Source organism: Streptomyces sp. NPDC005962, assembly GCF_040629205.1.
Taxonomy (GTDB): domain Bacteria; phylum Actinomycetota; class Actinomycetes; order Streptomycetales; family Streptomycetaceae; genus Streptomyces.
Genome location: NZ_JBEXVE010000002.1, coordinates 485,835 through 512,174 on the forward strand (window position 1 = coordinate 485,835; position 26,340 = coordinate 512,174).

Below are 26,340 nucleotides of genomic sequence, written 5' to 3' on the forward strand. Positions count from 1 at the left end.
GGCGGGGGAAAGTGTTCCGGGGGCCATGGGTGATCAGTCCTCCCTGCGCGAGAAGATCTTCAACTGGGCGAGCGAGAGGATGATGACGACTCCGAAGAACACATACGAGATGGCCGAGGCGTAGCCGAGCCGGTAGTTGGTGAAGCCGGTGTCGTAGATGTACTCCAGGATCGGCCGGGTGGCCCCGTCGGGCCCGCCCCTGGTCAGCAGGTAGATCTGGTCGAACACCTTCAGCGACGCCATCATCTGCAGCACCGCGATCATCACGGTGGTCCGGCGCAGCTGCGGCAGGGTGACGGACCACAGCCGGCGCAACGCCCCGGCGCCGTCGAGCGCGGCCGCCTCGTAGAGGTGGTCGGGGATGGCCTGGAGCGCGGCCAGGTAGAGCAGGAAGTTGAAGCCCACCGTCCACCACAGGGTCACCAGCGCCAGGGACCACATCGCGTACGACTCGTCCGTCAGCCAGCCGATCCCGTCGATGCCGACGAGGTCCAGCAGGCCGTTGAGCATGCCCCGGTCCGGCTGGAAGAGCATGTTCCAGACCTGGTAGACCACCGCGACCGGCAGCAGATGCGAGGCGAAGAAGGACAGCCGCCACAGCCACTGTCCCGGCATCCCCGTGTACACCAGCAGGGCCATCACGAGGGCGACGAGCACGAGGGGCACGGAGGACAGGACGGTGAACCAGACCGTGTTGCCCAGGGTCCGCCACACCTGGCTGTCGCCGATCGCCTCGGTGTAGTTGTCCAGGCCGACGAAGCTGCTGCCACCGGCCCCGGTCAGGCTCGTGTCGGTGAAGCTCATCCACAGGCCGATGCCGAGCGGCACGACGAGGAAGAGCCCGAAGAACACCAGGAACGGGGTGGCGAAGAACCACCCGGTGGAGCCCGCTTTGGCCTTGGCCCGCCGGGGGTCGGCCGCGGCCTGCCGGGCGGGGGTGGAGACGGACGTCATGACGATGCTCCTTTCCGTTGCGTTTCCGTCGCCATCAGGCCGGATTCGGCTGGGCCAGCAGGGTGTTGATCTGGGACACCATCGTGCGCACCGCCTTCGCCGGGGACGCGCCGCCGATCGCGGGGTCGAGCGCCTGGGACATCCGGGTCTGGAAGTCCGAGCCGGAGCCCGCGAACCACACCGGCGGGTCGAGCGCCAGCTGCTCGGCCGCGTCGGCGTACTCGATCTGCGGGCGCATCTTGGCGTACGCGGCGGACGAGACCGCCGGGGTGTACGCCGGGATATGACCGGCCGTCGCCCATCGCAGCCCCGACTTGACCAGCCCCGCGACGAATTGGTGGGTGCGGCGACGGCGCTCGGGGTCGGGGTTGTCCTGGTGCGGCAGCACCAGCGCGTGGCTGTCGGCCGCGCCCGCCGGACGCTCGTAGAAGGTGGGGATGGGGGAGCCGCCCAGCCTGTCCTTCAGGGTCGACTGGTAGGTGGCCATGTCCCACTCGCCCGAGAAGATCATCGGTGACCGGCCGCCCGCGAACGTGGCGATCGCCGTCGGGACGTCCATGGTGCGGCTGTCGCGTGCCAGGTCGGCCATGAAACGCACCACCTCGACGGCGGTGTCCTCGTCGATCTCTGCCCGCTCGCCCGTGAGGTCGAAGGTGGCGCCGGTCTGGCTGAACAGCGTCCAGAACATCCGCCAGCTCATCGCCGGGTCGTTGGAGTGGCCGAAGACGGGCCCGAGCTTGCCGCCGTCCTTGCGGAGCTTGTCCATCAGCTCCAGGGCGTGCCGCGGCGATTCGAAGGGCACCAGCCGCCCTTCGCCGGTCAGCAGGCCCGCCTTGTCCAGGACATCCCGGTCGAAGAAGACGACGAACGGGTGGGTGTCCAGCGGAATGGCGTACGGAGTCCCCTGGTACAGGCTCCGCTTGACGAGCGTCTGGTTGAGGTCCTCCCGCTTCAGGCCGAACTCCGCCAGCAGGTCCATGTCCCAGGGGTCGAGCAGCCCGCCGGGGGCGTAGCCCGCCAGCCGGGTGAGGTGCATGATGGCCACATCCGGCGAGCGGCCACCGGCCGAGGCCATCGCGAGCTTGGTGTAGTACGGCGGGCCCCACTCCAGCACCGTCGTCCTGACCTTGAGACCCGGTACGCGCTTCTCGACGTTCCGCGTCAGGGTCTTCATCAGCGCGCCGTCCGGGCCGGTGAACAGGTTCCAGTAACGGATCTCGTCCCCGCCCGCCACGGTTCCGGCGAGCGAACCGCAGCCGCCGAGCGCGGACGCGGTGGCGGCCGCTCCCGCGCCGTACACCGTCCCTCTCAGCAGACCGCGCCGCGTGAGGCCGGTCATCTTCCCTCCTCACCGGACGGGCGCTCGAACGCGGCGGGGCGCAGCTGGGCCGCGCGCACCCGCGCCACGTCCAGCTTGGGGCCGCGGTCGAAGCGGTAGACGCCGTTCTGTTCCTGGAAGACATCGGTGAGCTGGGTGTAGCAGTAGCCGAACATGTGGGGGTCGTCCAGCAGCGCCGCCGTCAGCCCGGCGAAGCGCTCGTGGAACTCCTCCTCGCTCCTCGGCGCCCGCCCGTAGCCCCAGGACACGTCGCGGTCGTCCCCGGCGGCGGCCGCGGCCTCCTCCGGATTCCACCAGATGCCGCCGAACTCGCTGCAGAAGTACGGCTGACCGCGGTACGGCAGCGACCACACCGCGTCGGTGTCCCGCTTCCCGGGATTGCCCGCGCGGTCGGGGTTGAGATACGGATCGTCCTTGGCCAGCCCCGCCATCTGGTGGCGGAACGCCTCCGGGTCCTGCTCATAGCTGTGCGAGTCGTAGACGTCGGTCTCGGCCACCCGGTGGGAGTAGCCGGAGGCGTCCAGCACCGGGCGGGAGGTGTCGGCGGCCTTGGTGGCCAGGAACATGGCCCGGGTGACGTCGTCCAGCACGGTCTGCCGGTCGTGGAGCTCCTGGTGGGTCTCGTTGAGCGGGCACCAGCCGACGATCGACGGATGGGAGTAGTCCCGCTCCACGGCCTCCAGCCACTGCGCGACGAAACCGGCGGTCGGCCGCTGGTTGTCCCCGGTGGTACGCCCCTGGCTCGCCCCCCAGTCGCCGAACTCGCCCCACACCAGATAGCCGAGCCGGTCCGCGTGGTGCAGGAACCGCTCCTCGAACACCTTCTGGTGCAGCCGGGCCCCGTTGAACCCCGCGGCCAGCGCCAGCTCGATGTCGCGGACCAGGGCGGCGTCGTCCGGCGCGGTCATCAGCCCGTCCGGGTACCAGCCCTGGTCGAGGACGAGCCGCTGGAAGACCGGTCGGCCGTTGAGCAGCAGCCGCTTGCCGTCGATGGCCACCGACCGCAGCCCGGCGGTGCACTCGGCGCGGTCGACGGTATGGCCGTCGGCGTCCCCCAGCTCGATCCGCACCCGGTACAGATGCGGGTCCTCGGGTGTCCACGGCCTGGCTTCGTCCTCGGGCAGCGCGAGCACCAGCCGGGGCGCCAGGTCCAAGTCGGCGCGCACCGTGGCCTCGGCCACCGTGGCGCCGTCCGCGTCGTGCGCCACGGCCGTGATCCGGTGGCCGGGACGGTTGGCGCTGAGCGGCAGTTCGAGATGGAACGCCCCCGAGGCGAGGTCGGGGGTGATCCGGGGCCTGCGCAGATGGACCTCGGGCACCGGCTCCAGCCACACCGTCTGCCAGATGCCGGTGGTGCGGGTGTAGTGGCAGTCGCTGTTGGCGTACGCGGTGGCCTGCTTGCCGCGCGCCTGCGGCCCGTGCCGGGCGTCCCGCGCCCGTACGACGATCACCACCTCGGCCTCGCCCCCGGCCGCGCCCGCCACATCGCCGAGGTCGGCGGTGAAGGAGGTGAACCCGCCGCTGTGCCGGGCCACTTCGCGCCCGTCGGCCCACACCGTGGCGTCGTGGTCGACCGCCCCGAAGTGCAGCAGCACCCGCCGCCCGGCCCAGGACCCCGGCACCCGGACGGTTCGCCGGTACCAGACGGCGGGGTGGAAGTCGGTGTCCCCGATCCCCGACAGTTCGGACTCCGGACAGAACGGTACGAGGATGCGCCCACTCAATTCCTGGTGCGGCAGCCCGCGTTCCAGGCCGCTGTCACCGGGGTCGAACGCGAACTGCCAGGTGCCGTTGAGGTTCAGCCAGTCCTCACGGACGAAACCGGGACGCGGGTATTCGGGTCGTGGAACGTCGTTCGGGATATCGGGCGGCGATGTGTCGGAGGCAGGCATGGTCAACTCCGTGGCGCGGAAGAGCGGTTCGGCGGGCAGGGGTATGCCATCACCCGCTTACATCGTTGTAAAGAGCTGGTGCACGGCGGGTTTCTGTGCATGAACGGGGTTTCATGGACACGCGGCGCATGCCGACGCAGACTGGCCCCGGGCTCCAGGACCCGCCCCGCACACTCCCCGGGGTGCGCCCCGGCCGACCGCTGGAGGCGTCGTGGCCGTGCGGATCTGTTCGTTGATCGTCACTGAACCGCAGGTGATCCCGCCCGGCGGATATCGCGTGGTGCGATTCCCCTTCGGCACCGCCGAGTCCTACGACGCGCTGGGCATGCATCAAGTGGTCCAGCCCGACGGCTATACGATCCGCAACTGGCGGACCGACAACCGCGCGGGACTGATCTGGCCCTCGGCCGATGGATGGGGTTCGCTGACCGCGATGATCCAGTGGGAGGCCGGGGGCTACAGCGAATTACGGGACCGGTTCGTACGCGATCCGCTCGGGCTGTCGACGGGCGCGGACTCGACCGCCACCGACCACCGGCCCCGGAGCCCCGGCGTGCAGTGTTTCACCAAGCACCACGAGATCTTCGTCCATCCGGGGACGCCACTGGCGCTGATGGTCTCTCACAACAGCAGCGCCTCGACGAGGCTGGTCCTCGCCGAGTTCAAGCTGGCCATCCATCCCATCTGAGGCGTCACGCCTCGCCCTTCTTCACCTTGTACAGCTCGATGTCCTCGTTCGCGAACAGGTGCACATAGCCGCAGTCCCAGCAGATCAGCCCGATGGCGGACTCATTGGCCCAGGCGAGGTTCATGAGTTCCATCCCGGTGCTGTTCAGCTTCACCCGGCGGTTCCGGAAGAGATCGCCCTGGCAGAACACGCACTTGATCCACCGGTCCCCGATGGCCGCACGCACAGGCTTGGACACGTTCCACCTTCCCCGCCACCGGGAGGTGGCCCGCTTCGTCGCGCCGATCAACGCGTGAGCAGCATAGCCAGGCGTCGCCTCCGAAGCTGTCGGCAATAAAGCGAACAGAATTGTTGACAATCTTGTTGGCCTAGATTTACCTTCGACACGCACTCACTCAGGGAGAGCACGATGCCGAAGGAAGCCCGTCCAGGCACCGGAGAACAGGCCAAGCAGCACGCGCTGACGCAGCTTCGGGAGGCGATCCTGCGCGGCGATATGGCGCCCGCCCAGCGGCTGGTGGAGAACGAACTCGCCGAGCAGTTCAGTGTGACCCGGGCCAGCATCCGCGCGGCCCTGATCGACCTGGCCGCCGAAGGGCTGGTGGAACGCATCCGCAACCGCGGATCGCGGGTGCGGGTGGTGACCGTCGAGGAGGCGGTGGCCATCACCGAGTGCCGCATGGCCCTCGAAGGGCTGTGCGCGGCCAAGGCGGCCGTCGCGGCCACTGAGGAGCAGCTCACCGAGCTGGCCGACCTGGGCGCGGCGATGTCCAAGGCGGTCGCCGACGGCGAACCGATGACGTACTCCGGGCTCAACCACGAGCTGCACGCCCGGATCAGGGAGATCTCCGGTCAGCAGGTGGCCGTGGAACTGCTGGAGCGGCTCAACGCACAGCTGGTGCGCCACCGTTTCCAGCTCGCCCTGCGGCCGGGGCGTCCCCAGCGGTCCCTGACCGAGCATCTGGCCATGATCGAAGCGATCAGGGCCCGGGACCCGCGGGCGGCCGAGGCGGCCGTCCGCACCCACCTCGCGGGTGTGATCGACGCGTTGCGTGCGTGACGCGTCGTGCGCATGGCGCGTCGTGCGCGTGGCGCGTCCGGGGTGGGCCAACGAGGTCAACGACTCGTCCACCGAGGGGAGTTCATCCATGACGCACGGCAAGGCGCCCACCGCCACCCGCTCGACACTGGTGATCAGCGCACACGCCGGTGACTTCGTCTGGCGGGCCGGTGGGGCCATCGCCCTGGCGGCCGCCCGGGGCGAAAGCGACACCGTCGTATGCCTGTCCTACGGGGAGCGCGGCGAGCCCGCCAAGGCCTGGCGGGAGTGACCCGCGCCTTCGTGCCGGTCCGCTGCCATCCGGCCATCGGTGTGCTGGGCGCCGCGAGCGTGGCGGCGGGGCTGCGCGTCCCCGGAAACGTCGGCGAGGACATCGCCCGGCTCCCGGTGGCGGGGGAGCGGCTGCGCGTCGAACACCCCACGGGATTCCTGGACGTCGAAGCCGATAGCGCCACCGATAGCGCCACCGATAGCGCCACCGATAGCGCCACCGATAGCGACACCGCCACCGACACCGTGCCCGTCGTCCGCCGTACGGCTGTCGTCCGTACCGCACGCAAGCTCATCGACGGCACGGTCTTCCCCCGTCCCGTCTGAATCACCCCTCACCCCTCACCCCTCACCCCTCACCCCTCACCCCTCACCCCTCACCTCAAAGGAGTTGCCGATGGCCCCGCCCCTCGGGGACATCGCCCACCTCGGGCATGTCGAACTGCTCACCCCCGACCCGGACCGCAGCCTGTGGTTCTTCACCACCATCCTCGGCCTCACCGAGAACGGCCGCTCCGGTGACTCGGTCCACCTGCGGACCTGGGACGACTACGAACACCACAGCCTGACCCTCACCGCACACCGGACTTCCGGCATCCGCCGCACCGCGCTGCGCGTAGTGAGCGAGGCGGCCCTGCGGCGCCGGGTCGAGGCGCTGGAGAACGCCGGACACGGCGGCCGCTGGGCCGAGGACGAACCGGGCATCGGCCCGCTCTACCTCACCCGTGACCCCGACGGCCATGAACTCGCCCTGTACTGGGAGAGCGAGTGGTACGAGGCGCCGCCCGAGCTGAAGCCCGGCCTGAAGAACCAGCCCCAGGCCAAACCCGGCCACGGCGTGGGCGTCCGCCGCCTCGACCACGTCAACTTCCTCGCCGCCGACGTCGAACCCAGCGCGGTCTTCACCCGCGACCTCCTCGGCGCCCGCCCCACCGAGCAGATCGTCCTGGACAGCGGACGGCTCGCCGCCCAGTGGCTGACGTTCACCAACAAGTCGTACGACGTCGTCTACACCGAGGACCGGTCCGGCTCCCACGCCCGGCTGCACCACATCGCGTTCGCCACCGACACCCGCGAGGACATCCTGCGCGCCGCCGATCTGTGCCTGGACAACGGCGTCCACATCGAGACCGGCCCGCACAAGCACGCCATCCAGCAGACGTTCTTCCTCTACGTCTACGAGCCGGGCGGCAACCGCGTCGAGCTGTGCAACCCGCTCACCCGCCTCGTCCTGGCCCCCGACTGGCCACTGATCACCTGGACCGAGGCCGAGCGGGCCAAGGGCCAGGCCTGGGGCCTGAAGACCATCGAGTCCTTCCACACCCACGGCACACCGCCCCTCGACTGACCCTCCCCCCTCATCCCCTCAAGGGGCCTCGCCTCCCCGGACGAGAGGAAACCCCATGTCCCCGTTATCCGCCCCCGCCGGTATCCGCGGCACCCGCGGCACCAGACTCGCCGCCGTGGTCGTCGGCCTGTGCTGGATGGTCGTCCTCTTCGACGGCCTCGATCTGTTCCTCTACGGCGCCGTGCTGCCCGGCATGCTCGACGACCCGGACCTCGGACTCACCCCCGGCCGGGCCGGTGACCTCGGCAGCTACGCCACGTTCGGCATGCTGCTGGGCGCCCTGTCCGCGGGCACGCTCACCGACCGGGCCGGACGCAAATCGGTGATCATCGGTTGCACCGTGGTGTTCTCGCTCGCCTCGGCCCTGTGCGCGGCGGCCCCCACCCTGGGTGTCTTCGGGCTGGCCCGGTTTCTCGCCGGGCTCGGCCTCGGCGGTCTGCTGCCCACCACCATCACGCTCGTCGCCGAATACGCCCCGCGCGGCCGCTCCAACCTCATGATCGGACTGCTCATGACCGCCCACCAGGCAGGTGGCATCCTCGCCGCCTGCCTGGGCCTGTGGGTGGTGGAGCCGTTCGGCTGGCGCTCCGCCTTCTGGATCGGGGTGGCGCCGCTCGTCATCGCCGTGCCACTGGTGGCGAAGTTCCTGCCCGAATCCCTCGGTTTCCTCATCGCCCGCGGCCGTACCGACGAGGCGCGACGGCTCGCCCGCCACTACGAGGTCGAGCTGCCCGCCGCCGCCCACGCCCCCACGGCCCCGCCCGGCCGCTGGAGCGCCCTGGCCGCGCTCTTCCGCGACGGCCGCCTGCCGCAGACCGTGCTCTTCTGGGGTGCGTCCTTCGGCGGGCTGCTCCTGGTCTACGGCGTCAGCACCTGGCTGCCCACCATGATGCGCGGCCAGGGCTATGAACTCGGCTCCGCGCTGTCCTTCCTCATCGTCATCAACCTCGGTGGCATCGTGGGCATGCTGGTGGCCGGCCGCACCGCCGACCGCTTCGGCGCCGCCCGTGTCGCGGCCGTCTGGTTCGGCTGCACCGCCCTCGGCATCTATCTGCTGGGCGTGCACATGCCGCTCGCACTCACCTATGCCGTCGTCTTCCTGACCGGTCTGTGGCTCTTCAGCGCCCAGACCATGGTCTACGCGACGGTGGCCGGGCGCTCGACCACCGAGAACCGGGCCACCGCCGTCGGCTGGACCTCCGGGATGGGCCGCTTCGGCGCCGTCTTCGGCCCCTGGCTCGGTGGCCGGCTCGTCGACGGCGATGCGGAGGGCTATGGATTCACCGTGTTCGCCGTCACCGCGCTGCTCGCCACCGTCCTGATGGCCCTGACCGGCGCCCACCGGACCGACGGCTGAGGGAGCGTCAGACGCGGCGCATCTCCAGCACGACCTTGCCCCAGGGGTGGCCGGACTCCACTTCGCGCAGGGCGGCTTCGGCCTCCTCGAAGGGGAAGACCCTGGACACCCGCGGGTCCAGGCGGCCCGCCGCCACTTGGCGTGCCAGCTCGGTGAGGGTCCGCGGCGAGCTCTTGCGGGTCAGCGGCCGGGCGCCGAACCGGGCCGCCGTTTCCGTGTCGGCCACCGTCAGCACCCGGCAGCCCGGCGGGATGAGCGCCGCGACGCCGTCCAGCGCCGCGCCGCCCACCAGGTCCAGAATCATGTCGGGGCCCTCGGGCAGGGCCGCCTTCAGCTCCTCGCCGAAGTGGCCGCTGTCGTAGGGGACCGCGGTGGCGCCCAGCGAGGTGACGAACTCCCGCTTGGCCGTGGCCGCGGTGCCGACGACCGACACCCCGGCCGCGCGGGCGATCTGTGCCGCCGCGACGCCGACACCGCCCCCGATGCCCAGGATCAGCAGGGTCTCGCCGGGCGCCGGACCGAGCAGGCCCACCGCGTCGTAGCCGGTCCCCGCCGCCACGGGCAGCGCCGCGGCGTCGGTGAAGGAGACCTCGGCGGGCTTCGGCGCCGTCTGGTCCGCGGTCAGGACGGCGAACCGCGCGTAGCCGCCGCGGCCCGCCGCGCTGCTGCCGAACACCGGGTCGCCGACGGAGAAGCCGGTGACGCCCTCGCCGACCTCCTCGACCACGCCCGCCGCCTCCCGGCCGAGCACGGCCGGGAGGTCGAGGGGGAGGAAGCCGCGGTGCATCCCGGCACGGACCTTCCAGTCCACCGGGTTGACTCCCGCCGCGTACACCGCGATCAGCAGCTCTCCGGGGCCGGGCACGGGTTTCGGCGGATCGAGGAAGGCCTGTGTCTCCGGTCCGCCGTACCGGGTGAATCCGTAGGCGTCGGGCACCGTTATGTCTCCTTGCTGTGCTACGGGATCGTCAGAGCGGCGCGCGGTGGGCCTCGAAGACGGCGAGGCGTGCGGTGATGTCGCGGGACGCCTCGGTCAGCGCGGTGTGCAGCCGGGGAATGCTGCTGCCCGCCGTGGGGGCGATGACCGCCAGGGCGGCCAGGTACGCGTGGTCGAGGCCGCGTATCGGCACCGCGACGGCGAGATAGCCGCGGCGGGCCTCCTCGACCTCCACGGCGTAGTCCTGCTCCCTGATCCGGGCCAGCTCGGCGGGGAGCCGGGCGGGGGTGAGGGTGTGGGGCGTACGGCGGTCCATCAGCGGGATGACCCCGGAGAGCGGGTACTGCTCGGGGAGCATCGCGACGGTGAGTTTCCCCGCGGCGCTGCAGTGCAGCGGAAGGCGCCGGCCGCCCGCGGTGGACCGGGCCCGGTTGCGGTGCCGCCCCGCGTTCTCGATGCACAGCAGCTCCGGGCCGCTCGGCACGGCCAGGTTCACGGCGTTGTCGAGCCGCTGCGCGAGATTCTCGATGACGGGCCTGGCGGCCTCGCGCAGGGTGCGCTGGCGGGGCGCGCGCAGGCCGATCTCGTAGAGCTGGAGCCCGAGCCGGTACTTGGCGCCCTCCCGCTCCAGGAGATTTCCGGCGACGAGTTCCTGGCACAGCCGGTGGACGGTGGCCTTGGCGACCCCGGTACGGGCCGTCAATTCCGCGAGACTGAGAGCGAAGTCGTTGTCCCGGAAAGCGGACAGAATAAGGCCGACCTTACCGAGAACCGATTTGGGGGTCTCGCTGATCTGCCGCGGTTCTTTGTCCTTTTCGGCATACACGTACCCAGTCACTGCGTTCGACCTCCTCATCTGTGTGGCGCACCGGAATCGGTGCGCCACCAGAGCCGAGGAAGGAAACGATAGGCGCTTTTCAGGAAGGCCGGAAGAGAGCGTGATCGACATCCGGCGATGGCTTTTTGTCAATACCCGTGTCACTATCCGGAAAGGCCGTCGAGGGCGGGCAGCACCTCGGACCCGACCGCCTCGATCAGTTCGGTGGGCGGATCGTAGGACCCCACATGCTGGAGGAAGACCCCGGACACTCCGGTGGTGTGCAGGGCCGTGAGCCGCTCCGCGATCTGCGCGGCGGTGCCGAACAGACAGAACTCCCGGGCGAACCGCGTGGCCGCCTCGTCGCTGATCCACTGCGAGCACACGGCGACGGCCGCGTCCCAGTCCTCGGCGTGCACCAGATCCGGGTAGACCCCCTCCACCGTGGCGGGGACGTCCACCTCGATGCCCGCGAGGGCGAGGAAGGGCGCCCCGCCGTTCTGCGCGATCGACGCGCAGATCGGTTTGATCAGCCGCGCCTCGGCCTCGACGTCGTCGGTCACCGCGCAGAACGCGGACACCGTCAGCGGTACCGCGTCAGGCCCCCGGCCCGCGGCCTCGGCGCCCTCGCGCACCCGGGCGGCGGCCCCGGCCAGGGGCTTCGGGGACACGCCGCTGAGCAGGATGGCGCCGTCGGCGATCTCCCCGGCGAGCCGCAGGTTCTTCGGCCCGCTCGCCGCGAGGTGCACCGGAATACGTGGCCCCGGATCGCGCAGCCGGGAGCGGACACCGCCGCCGAAGTCCCATTCCCGCCCGTCCAGCAGCGCCCGCAGCATGGCCACGCCCTCACGCATCGCCGCCGAGGTGGTCTGCCGCATGCCGATCGGGCCGACCGAGCTGTTGCCCACGCCGAGACCGAGGGTGAACCGGCCGGGGGCCAGCTCGGCCACGCTGCGCGCGGCCGACGCGACGACGGCCGGATGCCGGGTCGCCACATTGGTGACCGCGGTGCCCAGGCCGATGCGCTCGGTGGCCAGCGCGGCGGCGGTCAGGGTGGTGAACACATCCCGCCACAGCAGCTGGGAGTCGGGGAACCACACCTCGTCGAAGCCCAGCTCCTCGGCCCGTCGCACGGTCCGGGCCACCCGGTCCGCCCGGTCGCACGGCGGTACCCGTATCCCGATCCGCGGCCGCGCCGCCCCGGCGCTCATGCCCGCTCCTCCGCCAGGTCAAGGGCCACGTCCGTGATCATGTCTTCCTGGCCGCCGACCATGCCGCGGCGCCCGACCTCGACGAGGATGGAGCGGGTGTCCAGGCCGTAGCGGGCCGCCGCCGTCTCGGCGTGGCGCAGAAAGCTGGAGTACACGCCCGCGTAGCCGAGGCTCAGGGTCTCCCGGTCCACCCGCACCGGCCGGTCCTGGAGCGGCCGGACCAGATCGTCGGCGGCGTCCATCAGCGGGAACAGATCGCAGCCGTGGGACCAGCCCTGCAGATCGGCCACCGCGATGAAGGCCTCCAGCGGGCAGTTTCCGGCGCCCGCGCCCTGCCCGGCCAGCGAGGCGTCGACGCGGGTGACGCCGTTCTCCACGGCGACCACGCTGTTGGCCACGCCGAGCCCCAGGTTGTGGTGGGCGTGGATGCCCAGTTCGGTGTCGGGCGAGAGGACGTCGCGGTAGGCGCGGAAGCGGTCGCGCACCCCGTCCATGGTCAGCCGTCCGCCGGAGTCGGTGACATAGACGCAGTGGGCGCCGTAGGACTCCATGAGGGCGGCCTGCCGGGCGAGCTCGGCCGGGGGCGCCATGTGCGACATCATCAGGAAGCCCGCGACGTCCATGCCCAGCTCGCGGGCGGCGGAGATGTGCTGGGCGGAGATGTCGGCCTCGGTGCAGTGGGTGGCGATGCGCACCGAGCGGATGCCCAGCGCGTGGGCCTGCCGCAGATCGCGCAGGGTGCCGATGCCCGGCAGCAGCAGAGTGGTGGGCACGGCGTGGTGGAGGGCGTCGGTGACCGCCTCGATCCACTCCCAGTCGGTGTGCGCGCCGACACCGTAGTTGACGCTGGACCCGGACAGGCCGTCGCCGTGGGCGATCTCGACGGCGCCGACGCGGGCGGCGTCGAGCGCGGCCGCGATGGTGCGGGCCTGGTCTGTGGTGTAGCGGTGCCGGAGGGCGTGCATGCCGTCCCGCAGGGTGACGTCCTGGATGTACAGGGCCGCCTCTGGCGTGGTCACTTGGCTGCCTCCATGGTCCGGTGCGCGGCCAGGCGCTCCGCGGTGCGCAGCGCGGCCGAGGTCATGATGTCGAGGTTGCCCGCGTAGGCCGGGAGGTAGTGGGCGGCGCCCTCGACCTCCAGGAACACCGACACCTTCACCGCGCCCCGGCCCGCGTCCGCGGGTACGAGGGTGCGCAGCGGGTCGTCGTCGGCGATCCGGTCGAACTGCACCTTCTGCTTGAGGCGGTAGCCCGGGACGTAACGCCGGACGCGGTCCACCATGGCCTCGATGGAGGCGGTGACCGCCGCGTCGTCGCACTCCGAGACCAGACAGTGCACGGTGTCCCGCATGATCAGCGGCGGTTCCGCCGGGTTGAGGACGATGATGGCCTTGCCCCGGCCCGCCCCGCCGACCCGCTCGATGGCGGAGGCGGTGGTCTCGGTGAACTCGTCGATGTTGGCCCGGGTGCCGGGACCGGCCGAGCGGGAGGCGATGGAGGCGACGATCTCGCCGTAGTGCACGGGGGTGACGGCCGAGACGGCGGCCACGATGGGGATCGTGGCCTGTCCGCCGCAGGTCACCATGTTGACGTTGGGGCTGTCCAGATGGGCGTCGAGGTTCACCGGCGGCACCACGTACGGGCCGATGGCGGCCGGGGTGAGGTCGACCACCGTCCGTCCGAGGGCGCGAAGCACCTCGTCGTGGCGGCGGTGGGCACCGGCCGAGGTGGCGTCGAAGACGATCCGCACATCGGCGAACTCGTCCAGCGCGACCAGCCCGTCCACGCCCTCGTGGGTCGTGGCCACCTTCAGGCGGCGGGCCCGGGCGAGGCCGTCGGAGTCCGGGTCGATGCCCGCCACCGCGGCCACCTCCAGGGTGTCGGACAGCCGCAGCACCTTGATCATGAGATCGGTGCCGATGTTGCCGGAGCCGATGACGGCGACCTTGGTACGACCGCTCATGGCCTACTCTCCCTCCGTCGCGAACTCGACCGTGACCCGGCCAAGTTGGGTGATGTGTGCCTCGAACCGGTCTCCGGGGCCAGCGGGCACCATCGGGCCCAGCGCCCCGGTCAGCAGGGTCTCCCCGGCGCGCAGCGGATCGCCCTGGGCGGCCAGGGCCGAGGCGAGCCAGGCCGCGGCGTTCAGCGGGCTGCCGAGGCAGTCGGCGCCGGTGCCCTCCGAGACCACCTCGCCTTCGCGGCTCATCGTCATCCGCGCCCCGCGCAGATCGAGCCCGGTCAGCGGCACGGGGGTGCCGCCGAGCACATACAGCCCGCAGGAGGCGTTGTCGGCGACGGTGTCCACGATGCCGATGTTCCACCCGGCGATACGGCTGTCCACGATCTCCAGCGCGGGCAGCGCGAAGTCGACCGCGCGCAGTACGTCGGCCACCGTGCAGTCGTGGTGCGGCAGATCGGCGCCGAGGACGAGGGCCACCTCGGCCTCGACCTTGGGCTGCAGCAGCCGCCCGGCCGCCACCACACCGCCCTCGGGAACCGCCATGTCGGCGAAGAGCGTCCCGAAGTCCGGCTGATCCACGCCCAGTTGGGTCTGTACGGCCGGTGAGGTCAGGCCGATCTTACGGCCCGCGATCCGCCGCCCGGCGGCCACGGCGCGCCCGACGTTCACCCGTTGCACCGCGTACGCGGCCCCGATGTCCCCGTCGGCGAGGAGCGTACGCACCGGCGGGCACACCACACCGGTCCGCGTGGCCTCCAGCAGCGTGTCGGCCGCCTTGTCCACCTCCGGGGGAAGCCCCTGGCCGGTCATGAGGCGGCCCCGGCGACCAGCGGGGTGTCGGCGCCGACCGGACCGAGACCGGTGGCGCCGCCGGGGGTGCCCAGCGGCTCCGTACGGCCCGGCAGCGGCTCGGTGAAGAAGCGGCGGTTGTCCTCGCGGTGCTCGGGCTTCGCCAGCCGGTCCACCGCGATGGCCTGCTCGGGGCAGGCGGTTTCGCAGGCGCCGCAGTCGATGCACTCCACCGGGTTGATGTAGAGCTTCCGTGTCCCCTCGTAGATGCAGTCGACCGGGCATTCCTCCATACAGGAGCGGTCCATGATGTCGACGCAGGCCGGGCCGATGACGTAGGCCATGTCAGTTCTCCTTCTCTGTGGAATGCCCGGGGAACAACATCGCCTCCGGATCGATGACGGTGGCCGCGTTGTTCACCGCGGTGGCGACCTCGCCGAACCCCACGGAGATCAGCCGCACCTTGCCCGGGTAGTCGGTGATGTCCCCGGCGGCGAACACCCGCGGCACATTGGTGGCCATCCGGGTGTCCACGGCGATCCGCCGGGCCTGCAGCTCCAGGCCCCAGTTCTGCAGCGGGCCGAGATCGGCGGTGAAGCCGAGGGCGGCGACGACGGTCTGCGCCGGGAGGGTGCGGGTGTCCTTGGTGAGACGGTGGCGGATGGTCACCTCTTCGAGGTGTTCCGTTCCGTGCAGCCCGGTCACCTCGGTGTCCGTGATGATCTCGATGCCGAGGGAACGCACCTTCTGCACGGTCGCGCCATGGGCCCGGAATCTTTCTCGGCGGTGGACCAGGGTGACGGACCGGGCCAGCGGAGCGAGGGTCGCCGCCCAGTCGAAGGCGCTGTCCCCGCCGCCGACGATCACGATGTCGTGGCCGGTGTGGCCGGACGGGTCCGGTACGAAGTACACCTGCCCGCGGCCGAGATAGTCCTCGCCCGCCGGGAGCGGCCGGGGAGTGAACGTCCCCACCCCGCCGGTGATCACGACGGCCCCGGCCCGGACCGTGGTCCCGCCGTCGCCGCGCACCACGGGACGTCCGTCCTCCCCGTGGGACAGCTCGACCGCCCGCTGACCGAGGAGATAGACCGGGTCGTACGGCTCCGCCTGGGCCACCAGGCTGTCCACCAGGTCGCGGCCGCGCACCGAGGGGAAACCGGCGATGTCGAAGATGGGCTTCTCCGGGTACATCGCGCTGATCTGGCCGCCGCACTGCGGAAGGACGTCCATGACGGCCACGCGCAGCCCGCGGAACCCCGCGTAGTACGCGCCGTAGAGTCCCGACGGACCGGCGCCGATGATGAGGATGTCGGTGTCCACCATGTCCGGGACGGACGGGGTGGCCGGAACATCGGTAAGAACGCTCATGGCCCGGGAGCGTAGGCACCGCCCATGGCCGGGCCCAATGAAACCGTTCCGCCTGGCGGGACACCTCGCTTCGGCGGAGGCACCCGTCACTGGGAACGTGGCGCGACCACAGGCCGCAATGGGAGGTCGCGACTCATGAACCCGGACAACAGCAGAGCGGGGCGGCTGCTCGTCGCCTGTACGGCGCTCCTCCTCGTCCCCGCCTGCATGGCGGGGACGGTGGACTCCGACGCGGGGGAGGTGAAGGGCGGGCCCACGGTACGTGTCGCCCTCGGCGTCGACGCCTCGTACGCGCCGTTCTACCTGGCGAAGGAGCGGGGGATGTTCGCCAAGGCGGGCGTGAACGTCGAGCTGATGCGCACCGAGGGCGGCCCCACGGCGGGCCAGGCGGTGACGGCCGGCACCGCGCAGCTGGCGGCCAACGCCGACTCCACCGCGCTGTCGCTGATGGCGGGCGATCCGGGGCTGCGGTCGCTGGGGGTCTTCCAGTCCTCCGGCCGCTATCTGAAGGTCGTCATGCGGGACGGCATCACCTCGCCTCGGCAGATCAAGACGATGGCGTCCATCCCGGGCCTCGGCCTGTACGCGACCCACGCGTATCTGCGCCGCCACGGCATCGACCCCGGGTCCGTGACGATCCACCAGAGCTCCCCGCCCGAGATGCCCGGGCTGCTCCAGCGCGGCACCATCGACGCCTACGTCCTCTACGAGCCGTGGGCGGCCAAGGGCGCCGCGTCGGGCGGCCATATCGCGGGCCACAGCGGCGACTTCGGGGTGACCTATGTGCAGTGGCTGCTGGCGGAAGAGAGCTGGCTGAAGAACAACCGGGAGGTCGCGGCCAAGATCTTCAAGGTCCTCGCCGAGGCGGACCGGCTGGTGACCCGCGACCCCGGCGCCGCCGCGAAGGCCACCAACCAGCAGGTGAAGCTGCCCATGGATCAGACGCGGAAGGTGCTCCCGGAGATCACCTTCCGCGTCCGCGGACTGACCGGCGCCGACGTCGCACAGTCCGCCAGGATCACCGACTTTCTCACCGGGCAGAAGCTCATCAAGAAGTCGCCCGATCTGCACCGCGCCCTGCTGAAGGGCTGGTACGAGCGCTACGCCGGTTAGGGCGCGGGCGCCGGTCCGCCGGGGCGGGTCAGCTCGACCGTCCCGGTGACACACGCGGTGCCGTCGTCCTTGAGGACGGACACCTCAAGGGAGACGCGCTGTCCCTGGGCGGCGGGTTCGACCGCGGTGACCGTCGCGGTCCAGGTGAGCGGTTCACCGGCCACCGCGGTCGCCCGGTTGCGCCAGCTCACCCCCTCCAGCCGCGCGCCAGGGCCCGACCAGTCGAGGGCGCACCGGACCAGCATCTCGCCGTGCAGGGTGGACTGCACGACCACATCGGGGAACCCCTCCGAGGCGGCGAACTCCCCGTCGTAGTGGATGCGGTGGGCGTTCCAGGACACGGCGCTGAACCGGAACAGCGCCACCCTGCTGTGGGTGTAGCGGCGTGGCGGGCAGACCTGCCCGGCGGCGGGGGAGTTCACGCGGCGGCCTCCCCCGGAGCCGTTTCCCCGTCCAGCACGACGATCGTCTCGTCCACGGCCATCAGCTCCTTCCCGCTCTCCGCGGTGAAACGTGTCGTGACGCCCAGCAGGACGAACTCCCCCGAGCGGCCCCCCTTGCGGTCCACCGAGGTCACCGCCCGGGACGCGGTGATCCGGACGCCCGCCACCGGGACCCCGGCGAGCCGCACCGACTGGCCGCCGTGCACCTGGCGCACCGGCAGGCCCTGGGTACACGGGGACTCCCGGGCGGCCAGGCCGTCCGGGCGCAGCGCGTCCTCGGCCGGACCGTCCTCCCAGCTCATCATCGCCGCGAGGAACAGCGGGGGAGCCTCGACGGGCTCCCCGGCCGCCTCCCGGTCGCGGGCCCGGGCCGCGTAGGCGTCATCGCCCACCGCGGCGGCGTACCGGCAGAACTCCTTGACGCCCAGCACACCACAGTCCTCGGTCTCCCACCGGCCGATCAGCGTCCGGGCCCGCGCCACCACCTCCTCCAGCGCCGTCACAGGGCGGCCCGCAGCGCCCGGCTGATGCCCAGCCCCGCAGTGCGCAGCGCGCCCGCGTGCGCACCGGCGTCGAAACGGTAGGTGGGCGCGGTGATGGACAGCGCGCCCGCCAGCGAGCCGCCACGGGCGAAGACCGGTACGGCCATGCTCAGATAGCCCAGCCGGATCTCCTCCGCCTCGGTCGCGATGCCCTGCTCCCGGACCCGCTCCAGCTGGGACAGCAGCCGCGCGGGCGAGGTGATCGTGTACCGGGTGAAGGGCTTCAGCCCGTTGCCGATCACCTCACCGGCCAGCGACTTCGGCGAAAACGCCAGGATCGCCTTGCCCGTGGCGGTGCAGTACAGCGGAAGCCGCCCCGCCACCCGGGACTCCTCGCTCAGCCCGCGATGCGGCAGGATCTTCTCCAGATAGACGACGTCGAGGCCGTCGTGGATCGCGAAGTGGATGGTCTCCCGGGTGGCCAGCAGCAGATCCTCCATGTACGGCTGCGCCACCTCGCGCAGGATGCGCTGCCGGCGCACCCGCTGGCCGATCTCGAACAGGCGCAGCCCCAGCCGGTAGTCGCAGCCCGCCCGCTCCAGCAGCCCCCAGACGACCAGCTCCTGGGCGAGCCGGTGCACGGTGGCCTTCGCCACGCCCGTACGCCGCACCAGGTCGGCGAGGGAGAGGGTGTCGTCGTCGGCGGTGAACGCCTCCAGGATCGGACGCACCTTGCCCAGGACGGAGTTCATCGGGTCGCCAGACGGCGGCGCCGCCGCGTGGTCGAGCGGGACGACGGTCATGCCGGACACCCCCTCATGCCGTCGCCTCGTCGAGGAACGCCAGGCTGAGCGGGTTGTACACCTCGGCCTTCTCGTGCTGCGGCCAGTGCCCGCACTCGTTGAAGATCTCCAGCCGGGCCCCGGGGATGGCGGCGGTGATGGCCTCGGCCTCCGGCACGGCCCCGAACGGGTTCTTGTTGCCCCACACCACCAGGGTCGGTGCCTTGATCCGCGCCATCCGGTCCGGCAGCAGCAGATTGCGTGTCCGACGGTCGACCTCCTGGAGCGCCAGCAGGTTGTCCACGTTGGCCTGGAAGTCGGGGTGGTGGTAGATCTCGTAGCGGACCTGGGTCAGCTCATCGCCCAGCTCCTCGTCCCAGTGCGCCCACAGCAGCTCCAGCCGCTTCCGGGTGGCGGAGACGTCGTCGCTCAGGACGGCGTTACGGGTCGAGGTCTTCAGCCGCTCCATCACCTCCGGGTTGACCTTGGTGCCGCCCATGCAGAGCAGCTGGAGCGAGGCAACCCGGTCCGGGTGCTCGCTCGCCAGCCAGGACCCCACCCAGCCGCCCAGGGACTCGCCGACCAGATGCGCGCGCCGCGCCCCCACGGCGTCGAGGTAGGCGATCAGATGGTCGACGTAGGCGGGGATCTCCGCGGGGTGGTCCGGCTTGCCGGTGTAGCCGTGGCCGAGCATGTCGATGGCGTGGCAGCGGTAGCCCCGCTCGACGTACGCCGGGATGTTCCGTACGAACGCCTCCAGGTGGCCGGTGGTGCCGTGCAGGAACACCACGTGCTCGCCGTCCTCGGGACCGGCCTGCAGCGCCCGGGTGGTGATGTCGCCGGTCTCCACATAGGCGTGCCGGTAGTCGATGCCGGAGAGTTCCGTCCAGATGCTCATGGCTGCCTTTCGCTGGTGTGATGCTGTGCGGGGTCGAGGACGGCGACGCCCATGCCGGTGAGCCACTCGGGCAGGGATTCGTAATTCAGCCGCCGTCCGGGGACGTGGTCGAGCAGGGCCGCCATGAGCAGCCAGGTGCGCACCTCCTGGGCGCCGTTGCCCGCCACCTTCTCCAGTTCTTCGGTGGTGTACCGGGCCACTTCATGGGTCCGGCCGCTTTCCACCAGGCTCAGGAACTCCTCGTCGAAGTCCTCGTTGATCGCGGCCTCGGCGGCCCGGATGATCTCGCGGCGCCGGACGTCGTAGTCCTTCCAGTGGTCGCGGCCGTTCAGCCACGCGCCCACCATGAACTCCTCGTCGTCGCCCCGCGGATCGCGCCAGTCCGGCCAGGGCAGCCGGTGCGAGAGCCCGCCGGAGCCGATCACCGCCACCCGGCGGCCCTCGGGATACGCCAGCACCGCGTCCCGGATGGCCCGGCCCAGCTGCTCGCAGCGCTCCAGGGTGGGCAGCGGATGGGCGAAGACGTTCACCACGATGGGCACGATCTCCACGTCCAGCCCGTCCAGCAGATACTGGATGGCGTGCGACTGGCCGTGGTCGATCTGGAGCCTGGCCGAGTACGCCAGGTCGAAACGGCCGCCCTCCACCACGGTGTTGGCGATGTGCCGGGCGAGCGGCACGTCCACCGGCTGCGGACCCTCCGGGGTGCCGGACTCACCGCTGGCCACGCACTCGCCCACGCCGATGGTGAAGCTGGGGATGAGGTCCAGCCAGAAGCCGCGGAAGTGGTTGGAGCCCACCACGATCACGGTGTCGGGCCGGGCCGCCGCGATCTCGTCGCGCGCCTCCCGCAGCGCGTCGCGGAACCGCTCGGCGCGGTCCTTGTGGAAGGTCTCCTCCCAGTGGGTGTTCATGAGCGTGCTGTGCGACGCGCCCACACCCAGGACGATGTCGGTCATTCCGGCTCTCCTTCCACCTCGCCGCGTGTGCGGGTGACGGTGTCGACGGCGGTACGGACCAGATGGCGGGTCAGCCGCTCCATGGCCCGGACGTCGACGGTGTTCATGCCCCTGGCGAAGTCGATCTCGAAGGGGGCCTCGGTGACCTTCGGCATGCCGACGCGCACCGTGGGCACGCCCCGGCCGCGCAGGATGTTGGCGTCGGTGGCGCCGCTGTTGCCACGGATCACCTCATGCGGACGGCCCTCCAGGGCCTCCCAGCCCCCGATCGCGCTGCGGCACACCCAGCTGTCCGGATCGGTCCGGGTGCCGGGGATGGCGAGGATCATCTCGGCGCCGACCTCGATCCCGGTGTCGTCCCGGATCGTGTCGAGCGCGGCCAGGAATTCCCGCTTGGCCCGCATCGGGGTGGTGTCCGGGCCGATCCGCAGATCCACCCTGAGGGTGCAGGCCGCCGGGGTGGTGGCCGCCATCCGCGGCCATCCGCCGCGCACCGAGGCCACCACGCCCTGCGGCGCGACGGTGCCACCGGTGTGGCGGAGCGCGTACTTCTCGAACCACTCCTCCAGGCGCAGCGCGACCGTGCCCGCGTTCGCGATGGCGTTGTCGTACGGCAGGCGGTGGCGCGAACCCACATAGGTGTGCAGTCCGCCCACGGTGACCTCGAACCAGACGAGCCCGACCTCGTCCCAGGACACCGTCCAGCCGGGTTTGGCGATCACCGCGTAGTCGGTCCACACGCCCTGCTCCAGCAGGAACGAACAGCCCGCGCCCTGGCCCGTGTTGTACCGGACGCCGCCCGGCCGGGCGTTGGTGGGCATGCCGCCCGCGCCGAACGCCGCGACGAGATCGCCGGTGAGCGGGACACCGGCGCGGCGGATGGCCTCGGCGGCCATCATCACGCATGCGGCGTGGCCCTTCGGATTGGACGCCCCGAGCCCGGTCACCAGATCGCCGTGGACGGTGGCGCGCGGGCGCATGTCGTCCCGCAGCTCGGGGCCGATCCAGGGCAGGTCCTCGCTCTCCTCGCCGACCGTGAGGGTGTCGATGGGCGCGTAGAGCATGAGGTCGGGGCCGGTGCCGTCGCCGGCCAGCCGGGCCCAGGCGTTGGCCTGCCGGTCGTCGACCGGCTGCACCCGGGCGTGGCATCCGGCGGCGTCGAGGGTGTCCGCGATGTGTGCGGCGAGCGGCCCCTCGTCGCCCGTCGGGCTCGGGATGTCGACCAGCCCGGTGATCAGCTCGCGCAGCCGGTCGGTGGTGATGTGGCGCCAGGCCTCGGCGGCCCAGGCGCGCCGCCTCTCGTCCAGCCCGGCCAGTTCGTCCAACTCGGTGAGCCCTTCCGGGCCGCCGCCGGTCATTGGTTGATCCTGTGGACCTGGGTCATGGTGGTGCGCGCGACGCGCTTCCGGGCCAGGGGGAGGCCCACGGCGATCGCGGCCCCGGCCAGCAGGGTGAGCAGTGTGCGGCCCATGGTCATGCCTTCTTCTCGCGGGTGGGCTTGGCGGCTTCCGGGGAGTCGGCTTCGGTGCCGAGCGCGGCCAGCTTCTTTCCGTACTCCTCCTCGCTGAGGTTCCGCCAGGAGGTCAGCGAGACATCGGGGCGGTAGAGCTTCTCCGGCGGCGCGTCGGTGACGTCGACCATCCAGGCGTCCTGGCCGGAGAACTGCCCGTGGAAGAGCCAGCGGACGGCGCCCAGGTATTTGGCGTAGAAGCCGAGCGTCTGCCAGCCCTCGGTGAAGTTGACCATCACCCCGACGTAGCGGTGGTTGTCCTCGTCCACCGGCACGTAGAACTCGTAGTGGATGAACTTGGGGTAGGCGATGCGCAGCACACCCGGCATCGACAGGGACGCGAAGCCGGGGAACTCCTGCGCCTCGATCGTCGGATTGATCGTGTCGGCCTTGCCGGTGTTGCCGATGTTGAAGGTTTCCTTCGGCGGCTGCATCTTCCACCAGCGCTTGTTGGACCAGTGGCCCACGCCGGGGTAGTCGGCCTCCCAGTGCACCTCGTCCTGCACCCGGAAGATCCAGCGGCCCTTGGGCACGATCCGGGTGATGTTCCAGGTGGGCATGGGCTTGAACAGCCGCCACAGCGCGGTCCGGTGGAGATATTTCGCGTGGCCCTCGTCGAAGCCGTTCTCGCAGGCGAAGCGCCAGTTGCCGCCGCGCGGCTCGATCCGGCCGCCCATGACGAACCCGTTGCCGACGAGCTCCTCGGGGAGCTGTGAGTCGATGGAGTGCGGCTCCTCGTCGGCGAGCGGGATGTACACCCACACCATGCCGAGGCGCTCTTCCACCGGGTACGTCCGCACCCCGACCTTGCCGGTCAGCCTGCAGCCGGGCCCGTCGGTGATGACCGCGGACAGCTTGCCGGTGGGCAGATCGAACGTCCACCCGTGGTACGGGCAGCTCACGGTGCCCGGAAACTGCTGGTCGCCCTCCGAGAGCGGCACCCCGCGGTGCGGGCAGCGGTTGTGCAGCGCGTACGCCGTACCGCCGTCCCGGATCAGGGTGATCTTCTCGCCGCAGAGAGTGAACGGGAGCGGCTTTCCGGTGATGTGGCTGGACCAGGTGACCGGGTACCAGTACCCGCGGAAGCCCGCGCCCGCCGCGTCGTAGTGGGGCCATGAGCTCCAGTCCTGGCGGCCGGGTTCTCCCGCTGGTCTGGCGCGGCCCCGGCCGGTGTGCTTGGTATCGGGCGAGCCCTCGACCGTCATCGTGCGTGTCCTCCCGCTGCCGTAGGAACGTGGCACCGAGCATGCGCGGACCCGCCGCGTTCGCCTACGGACTCGTCCCGCTCAGCAGAACGCCCGGTGTCGCGGGAGGCGCGCGGAGGTGGCGGCGGAGGTGGCGTCCACCTGGCGGGTCACCCCGTCGAAAGGCGCGGGACGGGGCGCGTCCCGCTCAGCGGAACCCGCTCCATGCGCGGGCGCGCCGCCGCGTTCTACCGTGCGCCAATTCGGTGAAGGGAGCACGATGACGAAGACCATCGCAACCCCCCGGCCCCCGGACGGCTCGGTGCCCGGGAGCGGCGGAACACGCGGCGCGGCCCTGTCCGCCACCGGGGTCGGTATCCGGTTCGGCTCCTTCGAGGCCGTACGGGACATCTCGCTCGACATCGCGGCCGGTGAGTTCCTCTGCCTGCTCGGGCCGAGCGGCTGCGGCAAGTCCACTCTGCTGTCCGCCATGGCCGGGTTCGTCCCGGTGGCCGAGGGCGGCCTCACCGTCGACGGCGACCCGGTCGGCGGTCCCGACCCCGACCTCGGGATGGTGTTCCAGAGCAGCGAGGCCCTGTTCGACTGGATGACCGTACGGCAGAACGTGGCTTTCGGCCCCCGGATGCGCGGACAGTCCCGGGCGGCGCGGGCCGAACTGGCCGACACCTACCTCGGCCTGGTGGGGCTGCGCCACTGCGCCGACCGGTTTCCCGGCCAGCTGTCCGGCGGTATGCGCCAGCGGGTGCAGATCGCCCGGGTGCTGGCGGGCGGGCCGCGGGTGGTGCTGATGGACGAGCCGTTCGGCGCGCTCGACGCCCAGACCCGCCAGGTGATGCAGGACGAGATGGGCCGCATCTGGAAGGCCTCGGGCTGCACCGTCGTCTTCGTCACCCACGACATCGACGAGGCGATCCTGCTGGCCGACCGGATCGCGGTGATGACCGCGGGCCCGGCCGCCTCGGTCAAGGCCGTCTACCCGGTGGACCTGCCCCGGCCCCGCGACCCGGCCGATCCGGCCGCCGCCGAACTCCGCCGCGGTCTGCGCGAGGACATCGGTGAAGAAGTGCGCAAGTCCCTGCGCGACCAGGGACTCGACCTCGAGGAGACCCGATGACCGGGGGAGACCCGATGACCGAGGAGATCCGATGACCATCGTGACGGCGGGCACGTCCGCCACTCCGCGCCCCGGGAGACGCCCCGGGCGGCGCACCGGCCGCGCCACCGCCGGGCGGCTGCGCGCGGCCGGGCTGTACACGGTGTCCGTCCTGGCCGGGGTCGCCGTGTGGCAGCTGCTGGCGGTGACGTACGGCTCCGCGCTGGTCGCCTCCCCGAGCGAGACCCTGTCGGCGGCCCGGGAGCTGGCGGGCGACGGCACCCTGTTCAACTCGGTCGTCGCCTCCGGCCGCCGCATCCTGATCGGCTGGGGGCTCGGCCTGGCCGTGGGTGTTCCCGTCGGCCTGCTGATCGGGCAGATCCCGCTCGTGCGGCATCTGCTCGACCCCTATATCGAGTTCTTCCGGTTCATCCCCCCGGTCGCGTTCGTGACCCTGGCGGTGGTGTGGCTGGGCATCGGCGAGTCGTCGAAGGTCGTCCTCATCTTCTACACGTCGGTCTTCATCGTCACCCTGAACACCAGCGCCGGCGTCATGGCCGTGAACGAGTCGAAACTGCGCGCCGCGGCGAGCCTGGGCGCGAACCGCCGCCAGATCCTGCGATGCGTCGTGCTGCCGTCGACCGTGCCCCATATCGTCACCGGGGCGCGGCTGGCGATGGGCAACAGCTTTCTGACCATCGTGTCCGCGGAGATCGTCGCCTCGCAGGTCGGCCTGGGATCGCTCATCTGGACCTCCCGCAACTACGGTCGCATCGACTGGGTATTCGTCGGGATCATCACCCTGGGCATCCTCGGGTTCGTCTACGATCGCGTGCTCCGCATCGTCGCCTCCCGTGTCCTGAGTCGTTATGGAGTGAAACTGTGAGCAGCCAGACGTCCCGTGCCCTCGTCCTCGGGAGCTTCGGCACCCTGCCCCGGCTGTCGGAGCGTCCGGTGCCGGAGCGGGGACCGGGCCAGACCCTCGTACGGGTGCGTGCCGCGCAGGTGGGCCACCTCGACCTGAACATCGTGGACGGCGCGTTCGGCATCCTGCCCGATCTGCCCACCGTGCCCGGCACCACCGGATGCGGTGTCGTCGTGGCCTCCGACACCCACCCCGAGGGCGCCCTGGTCAAGATCAACGGCAAGGGGCTCGGGATGCGCCGGGACGGCAGCTGGGCCGACCACGCCGTGGTGCCCGACGCGGCCGTGTCCCCGGTGCCCGAGGGCACCGACCCCGCCCTGGCGTGCAGCTACTTCTCCCCGGCGGGCTCGGCCTGGGCCGCGGTGCACTCGGTCGCAGGCGTACAGCCGGGGGAGCGGGTGATGGTGACCGGCGCGGCGGGCGCGGTCGGCGCCCTGACGGTGCAGGTCGCCGCGCGGGCCGGGGCGGAGGTCATCGGCGTGGTCGGCCGCCCGGCCAAGCTCGCTCACGTCCCGGCGCCGGCCAAGGCGGTCCTGGCAACGGAGCTGTCGCCCGAGGCCGTGGGCGGCCCGGTCGACGCGCTTATCGACACCGTCGGCGGCCCGGTGCTGCGCGACGCGCTGGGGCTGGTCCGGCCGCGTGGCCGGGCCGCGCTCGTCGGCTACACCGCCGGGCGGGAGCTCGCCGTCGACCTCGCGGACTGGCTCCTGGCCGACGTGGCGCTGCTGCCCGTCAACCTGATGTCGCGGGGCAGGGAGGTCGCCGCCGACACCGACGCGATGCTCGGCGACCTGATGTCCGGGGAGCTGACGCTGCCGATCGAGCGCTACACCCCCGACCGGCTGGCCGAGGCGGTGGAGCGGCTGCGTACCGGAGCCGCGGTGGGCAAGGTGGCGCTCGACCTTTCCTGACCCGTCCCACCCGGCTGAGCGGGCTG

The 26,340-nt window shown here is 71.4% G+C and carries 27 protein-coding genes and 2 pseudogenes; 10 read left to right on the forward strand and 19 right to left on the reverse strand.

Translation table 11 applies throughout. The features are described 5' to 3' along the window. Positions 1-33: 33 nt before the first annotated feature. From ABZ370_RS05680 to ABZ370_RS05690, 3 genes are read right to left on the reverse strand one after another with little or no spacing between them, the layout of a single operon-like run. Positions 34-954, reverse strand: coding sequence for a sugar ABC transporter permease (locus tag ABZ370_RS05680; protein ID WP_358616881.1), 921 nt, complete (start codon positions 952-954; stop codon positions 34-36). Positions 955-988: 34 nt separating this feature from the next. Further along, entirely contained in the window at positions 989-2,293 is a 1,305-nt protein-coding gene (locus ABZ370_RS05685; RefSeq protein WP_358616884.1) for an extracellular solute-binding protein, read from the reverse strand. Continuing rightward, positions 2,290-4,185 carry a sugar-binding domain-containing protein gene (locus ABZ370_RS05690; protein ID WP_358616887.1) on the reverse strand — a complete coding sequence of 632 codons (1,896 nt, stop codon included), beginning with the start codon at positions 4,183-4,185 and terminating at the stop codon, positions 2,290-2,292. The genes ABZ370_RS05685 and ABZ370_RS05690 overlap by 4 nt, the downstream gene beginning before the upstream one ends. Before the next feature lie 211 nt (positions 4,186-4,396). On the opposite strand from ABZ370_RS05690, the gene ABZ370_RS05695 reads away from it, so the two are divergent. Next, positions 4,397-4,873, forward strand: a complete 477-nt coding sequence (locus ABZ370_RS05695; RefSeq protein WP_358616889.1) for a hypothetical protein — start codon at positions 4,397-4,399, stop codon at positions 4,871-4,873. A gap of 4 nt (positions 4,874-4,877) precedes the next feature. On the opposite strand, the gene ABZ370_RS05700 is transcribed toward ABZ370_RS05695, so the two are convergent. Next, positions 4,878-5,111, reverse strand: a complete 234-nt coding sequence (locus tag ABZ370_RS05700; RefSeq protein ID WP_358616891.1) for a hypothetical protein — start codon at positions 5,109-5,111, stop codon at positions 4,878-4,880. Between the two features lie 171 nt (positions 5,112-5,282). On the opposite strand from ABZ370_RS05700, the gene ABZ370_RS05705 reads away from it, so the two are divergent. The 5 genes and pseudogenes from ABZ370_RS05705 (at position 5,283) to ABZ370_RS05725 (ending at position 8,908) form a co-directional block, all read left to right on the forward strand. After that, the gene (locus tag ABZ370_RS05705; RefSeq protein ID WP_358616894.1) at positions 5,283-5,933 is read left to right on the forward strand and encodes a GntR family transcriptional regulator; all 651 of its coding nucleotides are present in this window, start codon (positions 5,283-5,285) and stop codon (positions 5,931-5,933) included. A gap of 88 nt (positions 5,934-6,021) precedes the next feature. Continuing rightward, positions 6,022-6,201: pseudogene (locus tag ABZ370_RS05710) on the forward strand (PIG-L family deacetylase); the annotation flags it as partial. 2 nt (positions 6,202-6,203) lie between these two features. Then, positions 6,204-6,530 (forward strand): annotated as a pseudogene (locus tag ABZ370_RS05715) (PrpF domain-containing protein); the annotation flags it as partial. A 70-nt stretch (positions 6,531-6,600) separates the two neighbouring features. Further along, entirely contained in the window at positions 6,601-7,551 is a 951-nt protein-coding gene (locus ABZ370_RS05720; protein ID WP_358616896.1) for a catechol 2,3-dioxygenase, read from the forward strand. A 55-nt stretch (positions 7,552-7,606) separates the two neighbouring features. Next, positions 7,607-8,908, forward strand: coding sequence for an MFS transporter (locus ABZ370_RS05725; protein WP_358616898.1), 1,302 nt, complete (start codon positions 7,607-7,609; stop codon positions 8,906-8,908). 7 nt (positions 8,909-8,915) lie between these two features. On the opposite strand, the gene ABZ370_RS05730 is transcribed toward ABZ370_RS05725, so the two are convergent. The 8 genes from ABZ370_RS05730 to ABZ370_RS05765 form a co-directional block, all read right to left on the reverse strand. Beyond that, positions 8,916-9,845 (reverse strand): NADP-dependent oxidoreductase, encoded by a 930-nt coding sequence (locus tag ABZ370_RS05730; protein ID WP_358616901.1) that lies wholly within the window; start codon positions 9,843-9,845, stop codon positions 8,916-8,918. 31 nt (positions 9,846-9,876) lie between these two features. Further along, on the reverse strand, positions 9,877-10,701 hold the full coding sequence (locus tag ABZ370_RS05735) for an IclR family transcriptional regulator (RefSeq protein ID WP_358616903.1): 825 nt from the start codon (positions 10,699-10,701) through the stop codon (positions 9,877-9,879). Between the two features lie 125 nt (positions 10,702-10,826). After that, positions 10,827-11,873, reverse strand: coding sequence for an LLM class flavin-dependent oxidoreductase (locus tag ABZ370_RS05740; RefSeq protein WP_358616906.1), 1,047 nt, complete (start codon positions 11,871-11,873; stop codon positions 10,827-10,829). Next, positions 11,870-12,892, reverse strand: a complete 1,023-nt coding sequence (dmpG, locus tag ABZ370_RS05745) for a 4-hydroxy-2-oxovalerate aldolase (protein ID WP_358616909.1) — start codon at positions 12,890-12,892, stop codon at positions 11,870-11,872. The genes ABZ370_RS05740 and dmpG overlap by 4 nt, the downstream gene beginning before the upstream one ends. Beyond that, positions 12,889-13,836: an acetaldehyde dehydrogenase (acetylating) gene (locus ABZ370_RS05750; RefSeq protein WP_358616912.1), complete on the reverse strand. Its 948-nt coding sequence runs from the start codon at positions 13,834-13,836 to the stop codon at positions 12,889-12,891. Before ABZ370_RS05750 ends, dmpG begins: the two co-directional genes overlap by 4 nt. A 3-nt stretch (positions 13,837-13,839) precedes the next feature. Beyond that, a complete protein-coding gene (locus ABZ370_RS05755; protein ID WP_358616914.1) occupies positions 13,840-14,646 on the reverse strand; it encodes a fumarylacetoacetate hydrolase family protein in 807 nt (268 codons plus the stop codon). Continuing rightward, positions 14,643-14,969: a ferredoxin gene (gene fdxA / locus ABZ370_RS05760; RefSeq protein ID WP_358616917.1), complete on the reverse strand. Its 327-nt coding sequence runs from the start codon at positions 14,967-14,969 to the stop codon at positions 14,643-14,645. The genes ABZ370_RS05755 and fdxA overlap by 4 nt, the downstream gene beginning before the upstream one ends. 1 nt (position 14,970) lies before the next feature. Beyond that, positions 14,971-15,993, reverse strand: coding sequence for an NAD(P)/FAD-dependent oxidoreductase (locus ABZ370_RS05765; protein ID WP_358616919.1), 1,023 nt, complete (start codon positions 15,991-15,993; stop codon positions 14,971-14,973). A gap of 135 nt (positions 15,994-16,128) precedes the next feature. Here ABZ370_RS05765 and ABZ370_RS05770 point away from each other — a divergent pair, with 135 nt between their 5' ends. Continuing rightward, positions 16,129-17,106: an ABC transporter substrate-binding protein gene (locus tag ABZ370_RS05770; protein WP_358616921.1), complete on the forward strand. Its 978-nt coding sequence runs from the start codon at positions 16,129-16,131 to the stop codon at positions 17,104-17,106. Here ABZ370_RS05770 and ABZ370_RS05775 read toward each other — a convergent pair. The 7 genes from ABZ370_RS05775 to ABZ370_RS05805 all read right to left on the reverse strand — a co-directional run bounded on the left by ABZ370_RS05775 (position 17,103) and on the right by ABZ370_RS05805 (position 23,385). Next, the gene (locus ABZ370_RS05775; RefSeq protein WP_358616923.1) at positions 17,103-17,528 is read right to left on the reverse strand and encodes an acyl dehydratase; all 426 of its coding nucleotides are present in this window, start codon (positions 17,526-17,528) and stop codon (positions 17,103-17,105) included. The two genes, ABZ370_RS05770 and ABZ370_RS05775, sit on opposite strands and share 4 nt — an antisense overlap. Then, on the reverse strand, positions 17,525-18,052 hold the full coding sequence (locus tag ABZ370_RS05780) for a MaoC family dehydratase N-terminal domain-containing protein (protein ID WP_358616925.1): 528 nt from the start codon (positions 18,050-18,052) through the stop codon (positions 17,525-17,527). Before ABZ370_RS05780 ends, ABZ370_RS05775 begins: the two co-directional genes overlap by 4 nt. Beyond that, a complete protein-coding gene (locus ABZ370_RS05785) occupies positions 18,049-18,834 on the reverse strand; it encodes an IclR family transcriptional regulator (protein WP_358616927.1) in 786 nt (261 codons plus the stop codon). Before ABZ370_RS05785 ends, ABZ370_RS05780 begins: the two co-directional genes overlap by 4 nt. Before the next feature lie 13 nt (positions 18,835-18,847). Next, on the reverse strand, positions 18,848-19,711 hold the full coding sequence (locus ABZ370_RS05790; RefSeq protein ID WP_358616929.1) for an alpha/beta fold hydrolase: 864 nt from the start codon (positions 19,709-19,711) through the stop codon (positions 18,848-18,850). After that, a complete protein-coding gene (locus tag ABZ370_RS05795) occupies positions 19,708-20,670 on the reverse strand; it encodes a catechol 1,2-dioxygenase (protein WP_358616932.1) in 963 nt (320 codons plus the stop codon). The genes ABZ370_RS05790 and ABZ370_RS05795 overlap by 4 nt, the downstream gene beginning before the upstream one ends. Further along, complete coding sequence (locus ABZ370_RS05800; RefSeq protein ID WP_358616935.1) at positions 20,667-22,028, reverse strand: deacylase; 1,362 nt, start codon at positions 22,026-22,028, stop codon at positions 20,667-20,669. The genes ABZ370_RS05795 and ABZ370_RS05800 overlap by 4 nt, the downstream gene beginning before the upstream one ends. A gap of 115 nt (positions 22,029-22,143) precedes the next feature. Beyond that, positions 22,144-23,385 (reverse strand): Rieske 2Fe-2S domain-containing protein, encoded by a 1,242-nt coding sequence (locus ABZ370_RS05805; RefSeq protein ID WP_358616938.1) that lies wholly within the window; start codon positions 23,383-23,385, stop codon positions 22,144-22,146. A 259-nt stretch (positions 23,386-23,644) separates the two neighbouring features. On the opposite strand from ABZ370_RS05805, the gene ABZ370_RS05810 reads away from it, so the two are divergent. The 3 genes from ABZ370_RS05810 to ABZ370_RS05820 are packed head-to-tail and all read left to right on the forward strand — an operon-like array spanning position 23,645 to position 26,314. Beyond that, a complete protein-coding gene (locus ABZ370_RS05810) occupies positions 23,645-24,499 on the forward strand; it encodes an ABC transporter ATP-binding protein (RefSeq protein ID WP_358616941.1) in 855 nt (284 codons plus the stop codon). A 31-nt stretch (positions 24,500-24,530) separates the two neighbouring features. Next, a complete protein-coding gene (locus ABZ370_RS05815; RefSeq protein WP_358616944.1) occupies positions 24,531-25,364 on the forward strand; it encodes an ABC transporter permease in 834 nt (277 codons plus the stop codon). Then, entirely contained in the window at positions 25,361-26,314 is a 954-nt protein-coding gene (locus ABZ370_RS05820; RefSeq protein WP_358616946.1) for a zinc-binding dehydrogenase, read from the forward strand. Before ABZ370_RS05815 ends, ABZ370_RS05820 begins: the two co-directional genes overlap by 4 nt. The last annotated feature ends 26 nt before the right edge of the window (positions 26,315-26,340 follow it).

Coding starts and splice junctions, on each gene's coding strand:
- ABZ370_RS05680 (WP_358616881.1), bottom strand. CDS start 954: ATGACGTCCGTCTCCACCCCCGCCCGGCAGGCCGCGGCCGACCCCCGG.
- ABZ370_RS05685 (WP_358616884.1), bottom strand. CDS start 2,293: ATGACCGGCCTCACGCGGCGCGGTCTGCTGAGAGGGACGGTGTACGGC.
- ABZ370_RS05690 (WP_358616887.1), bottom strand. CDS start 4,185: ATGCCTGCCTCCGACACATCGCCGCCCGATATCCCGAACGACGTTCCA.
- ABZ370_RS05705 (WP_358616894.1), top strand. CDS start 5,283: ATGCCGAAGGAAGCCCGTCCAGGCACCGGAGAACAGGCCAAGCAGCAC.
- ABZ370_RS05720 (WP_358616896.1), top strand. CDS start 6,601: ATGGCCCCGCCCCTCGGGGACATCGCCCACCTCGGGCATGTCGAACTG.
- ABZ370_RS05725 (WP_358616898.1), top strand. CDS start 7,607: ATGTCCCCGTTATCCGCCCCCGCCGGTATCCGCGGCACCCGCGGCACC.
- ABZ370_RS05735 (WP_358616903.1), bottom strand. CDS start 10,701: ATGAGGAGGTCGAACGCAGTGACTGGGTACGTGTATGCCGAAAAGGAC.
- ABZ370_RS05740 (WP_358616906.1), bottom strand. CDS start 11,873: ATGAGCGCCGGGGCGGCGCGGCCGCGGATCGGGATACGGGTACCGCCG.
- ABZ370_RS05750 (WP_358616912.1), bottom strand. CDS start 13,836: ATGAGCGGTCGTACCAAGGTCGCCGTCATCGGCTCCGGCAACATCGGC.
- ABZ370_RS05755 (WP_358616914.1), bottom strand. CDS start 14,646: ATGACCGGCCAGGGGCTTCCCCCGGAGGTGGACAAGGCGGCCGACACG.
- fdxA (WP_358616917.1), bottom strand. CDS start 14,969: ATGGCCTACGTCATCGGCCCGGCCTGCGTCGACATCATGGACCGCTCC.
- ABZ370_RS05765 (WP_358616919.1), bottom strand. CDS start 15,993: ATGAGCGTTCTTACCGATGTTCCGGCCACCCCGTCCGTCCCGGACATG.
- ABZ370_RS05770 (WP_358616921.1), top strand. CDS start 16,129: ATGAACCCGGACAACAGCAGAGCGGGGCGGCTGCTCGTCGCCTGTACG.
- ABZ370_RS05785 (WP_358616927.1), bottom strand. CDS start 18,834: ATGACCGTCGTCCCGCTCGACCACGCGGCGGCGCCGCCGTCTGGCGAC.
- ABZ370_RS05790 (WP_358616929.1), bottom strand. CDS start 19,711: ATGAGCATCTGGACGGAACTCTCCGGCATCGACTACCGGCACGCCTAT.
- ABZ370_RS05795 (WP_358616932.1), bottom strand. CDS start 20,670: ATGACCGACATCGTCCTGGGTGTGGGCGCGTCGCACAGCACGCTCATG.
- ABZ370_RS05800 (WP_358616935.1), bottom strand. CDS start 22,028: ATGACCGGCGGCGGCCCGGAAGGGCTCACCGAGTTGGACGAACTGGCC.
- ABZ370_RS05805 (WP_358616938.1), bottom strand. CDS start 23,385: ATGACGGTCGAGGGCTCGCCCGATACCAAGCACACCGGCCGGGGCCGC.
- ABZ370_RS05810 (WP_358616941.1), top strand. CDS start 23,645: ATGACGAAGACCATCGCAACCCCCCGGCCCCCGGACGGCTCGGTGCCC.
- ABZ370_RS05815 (WP_358616944.1), top strand. CDS start 24,531: ATGACCATCGTGACGGCGGGCACGTCCGCCACTCCGCGCCCCGGGAGA.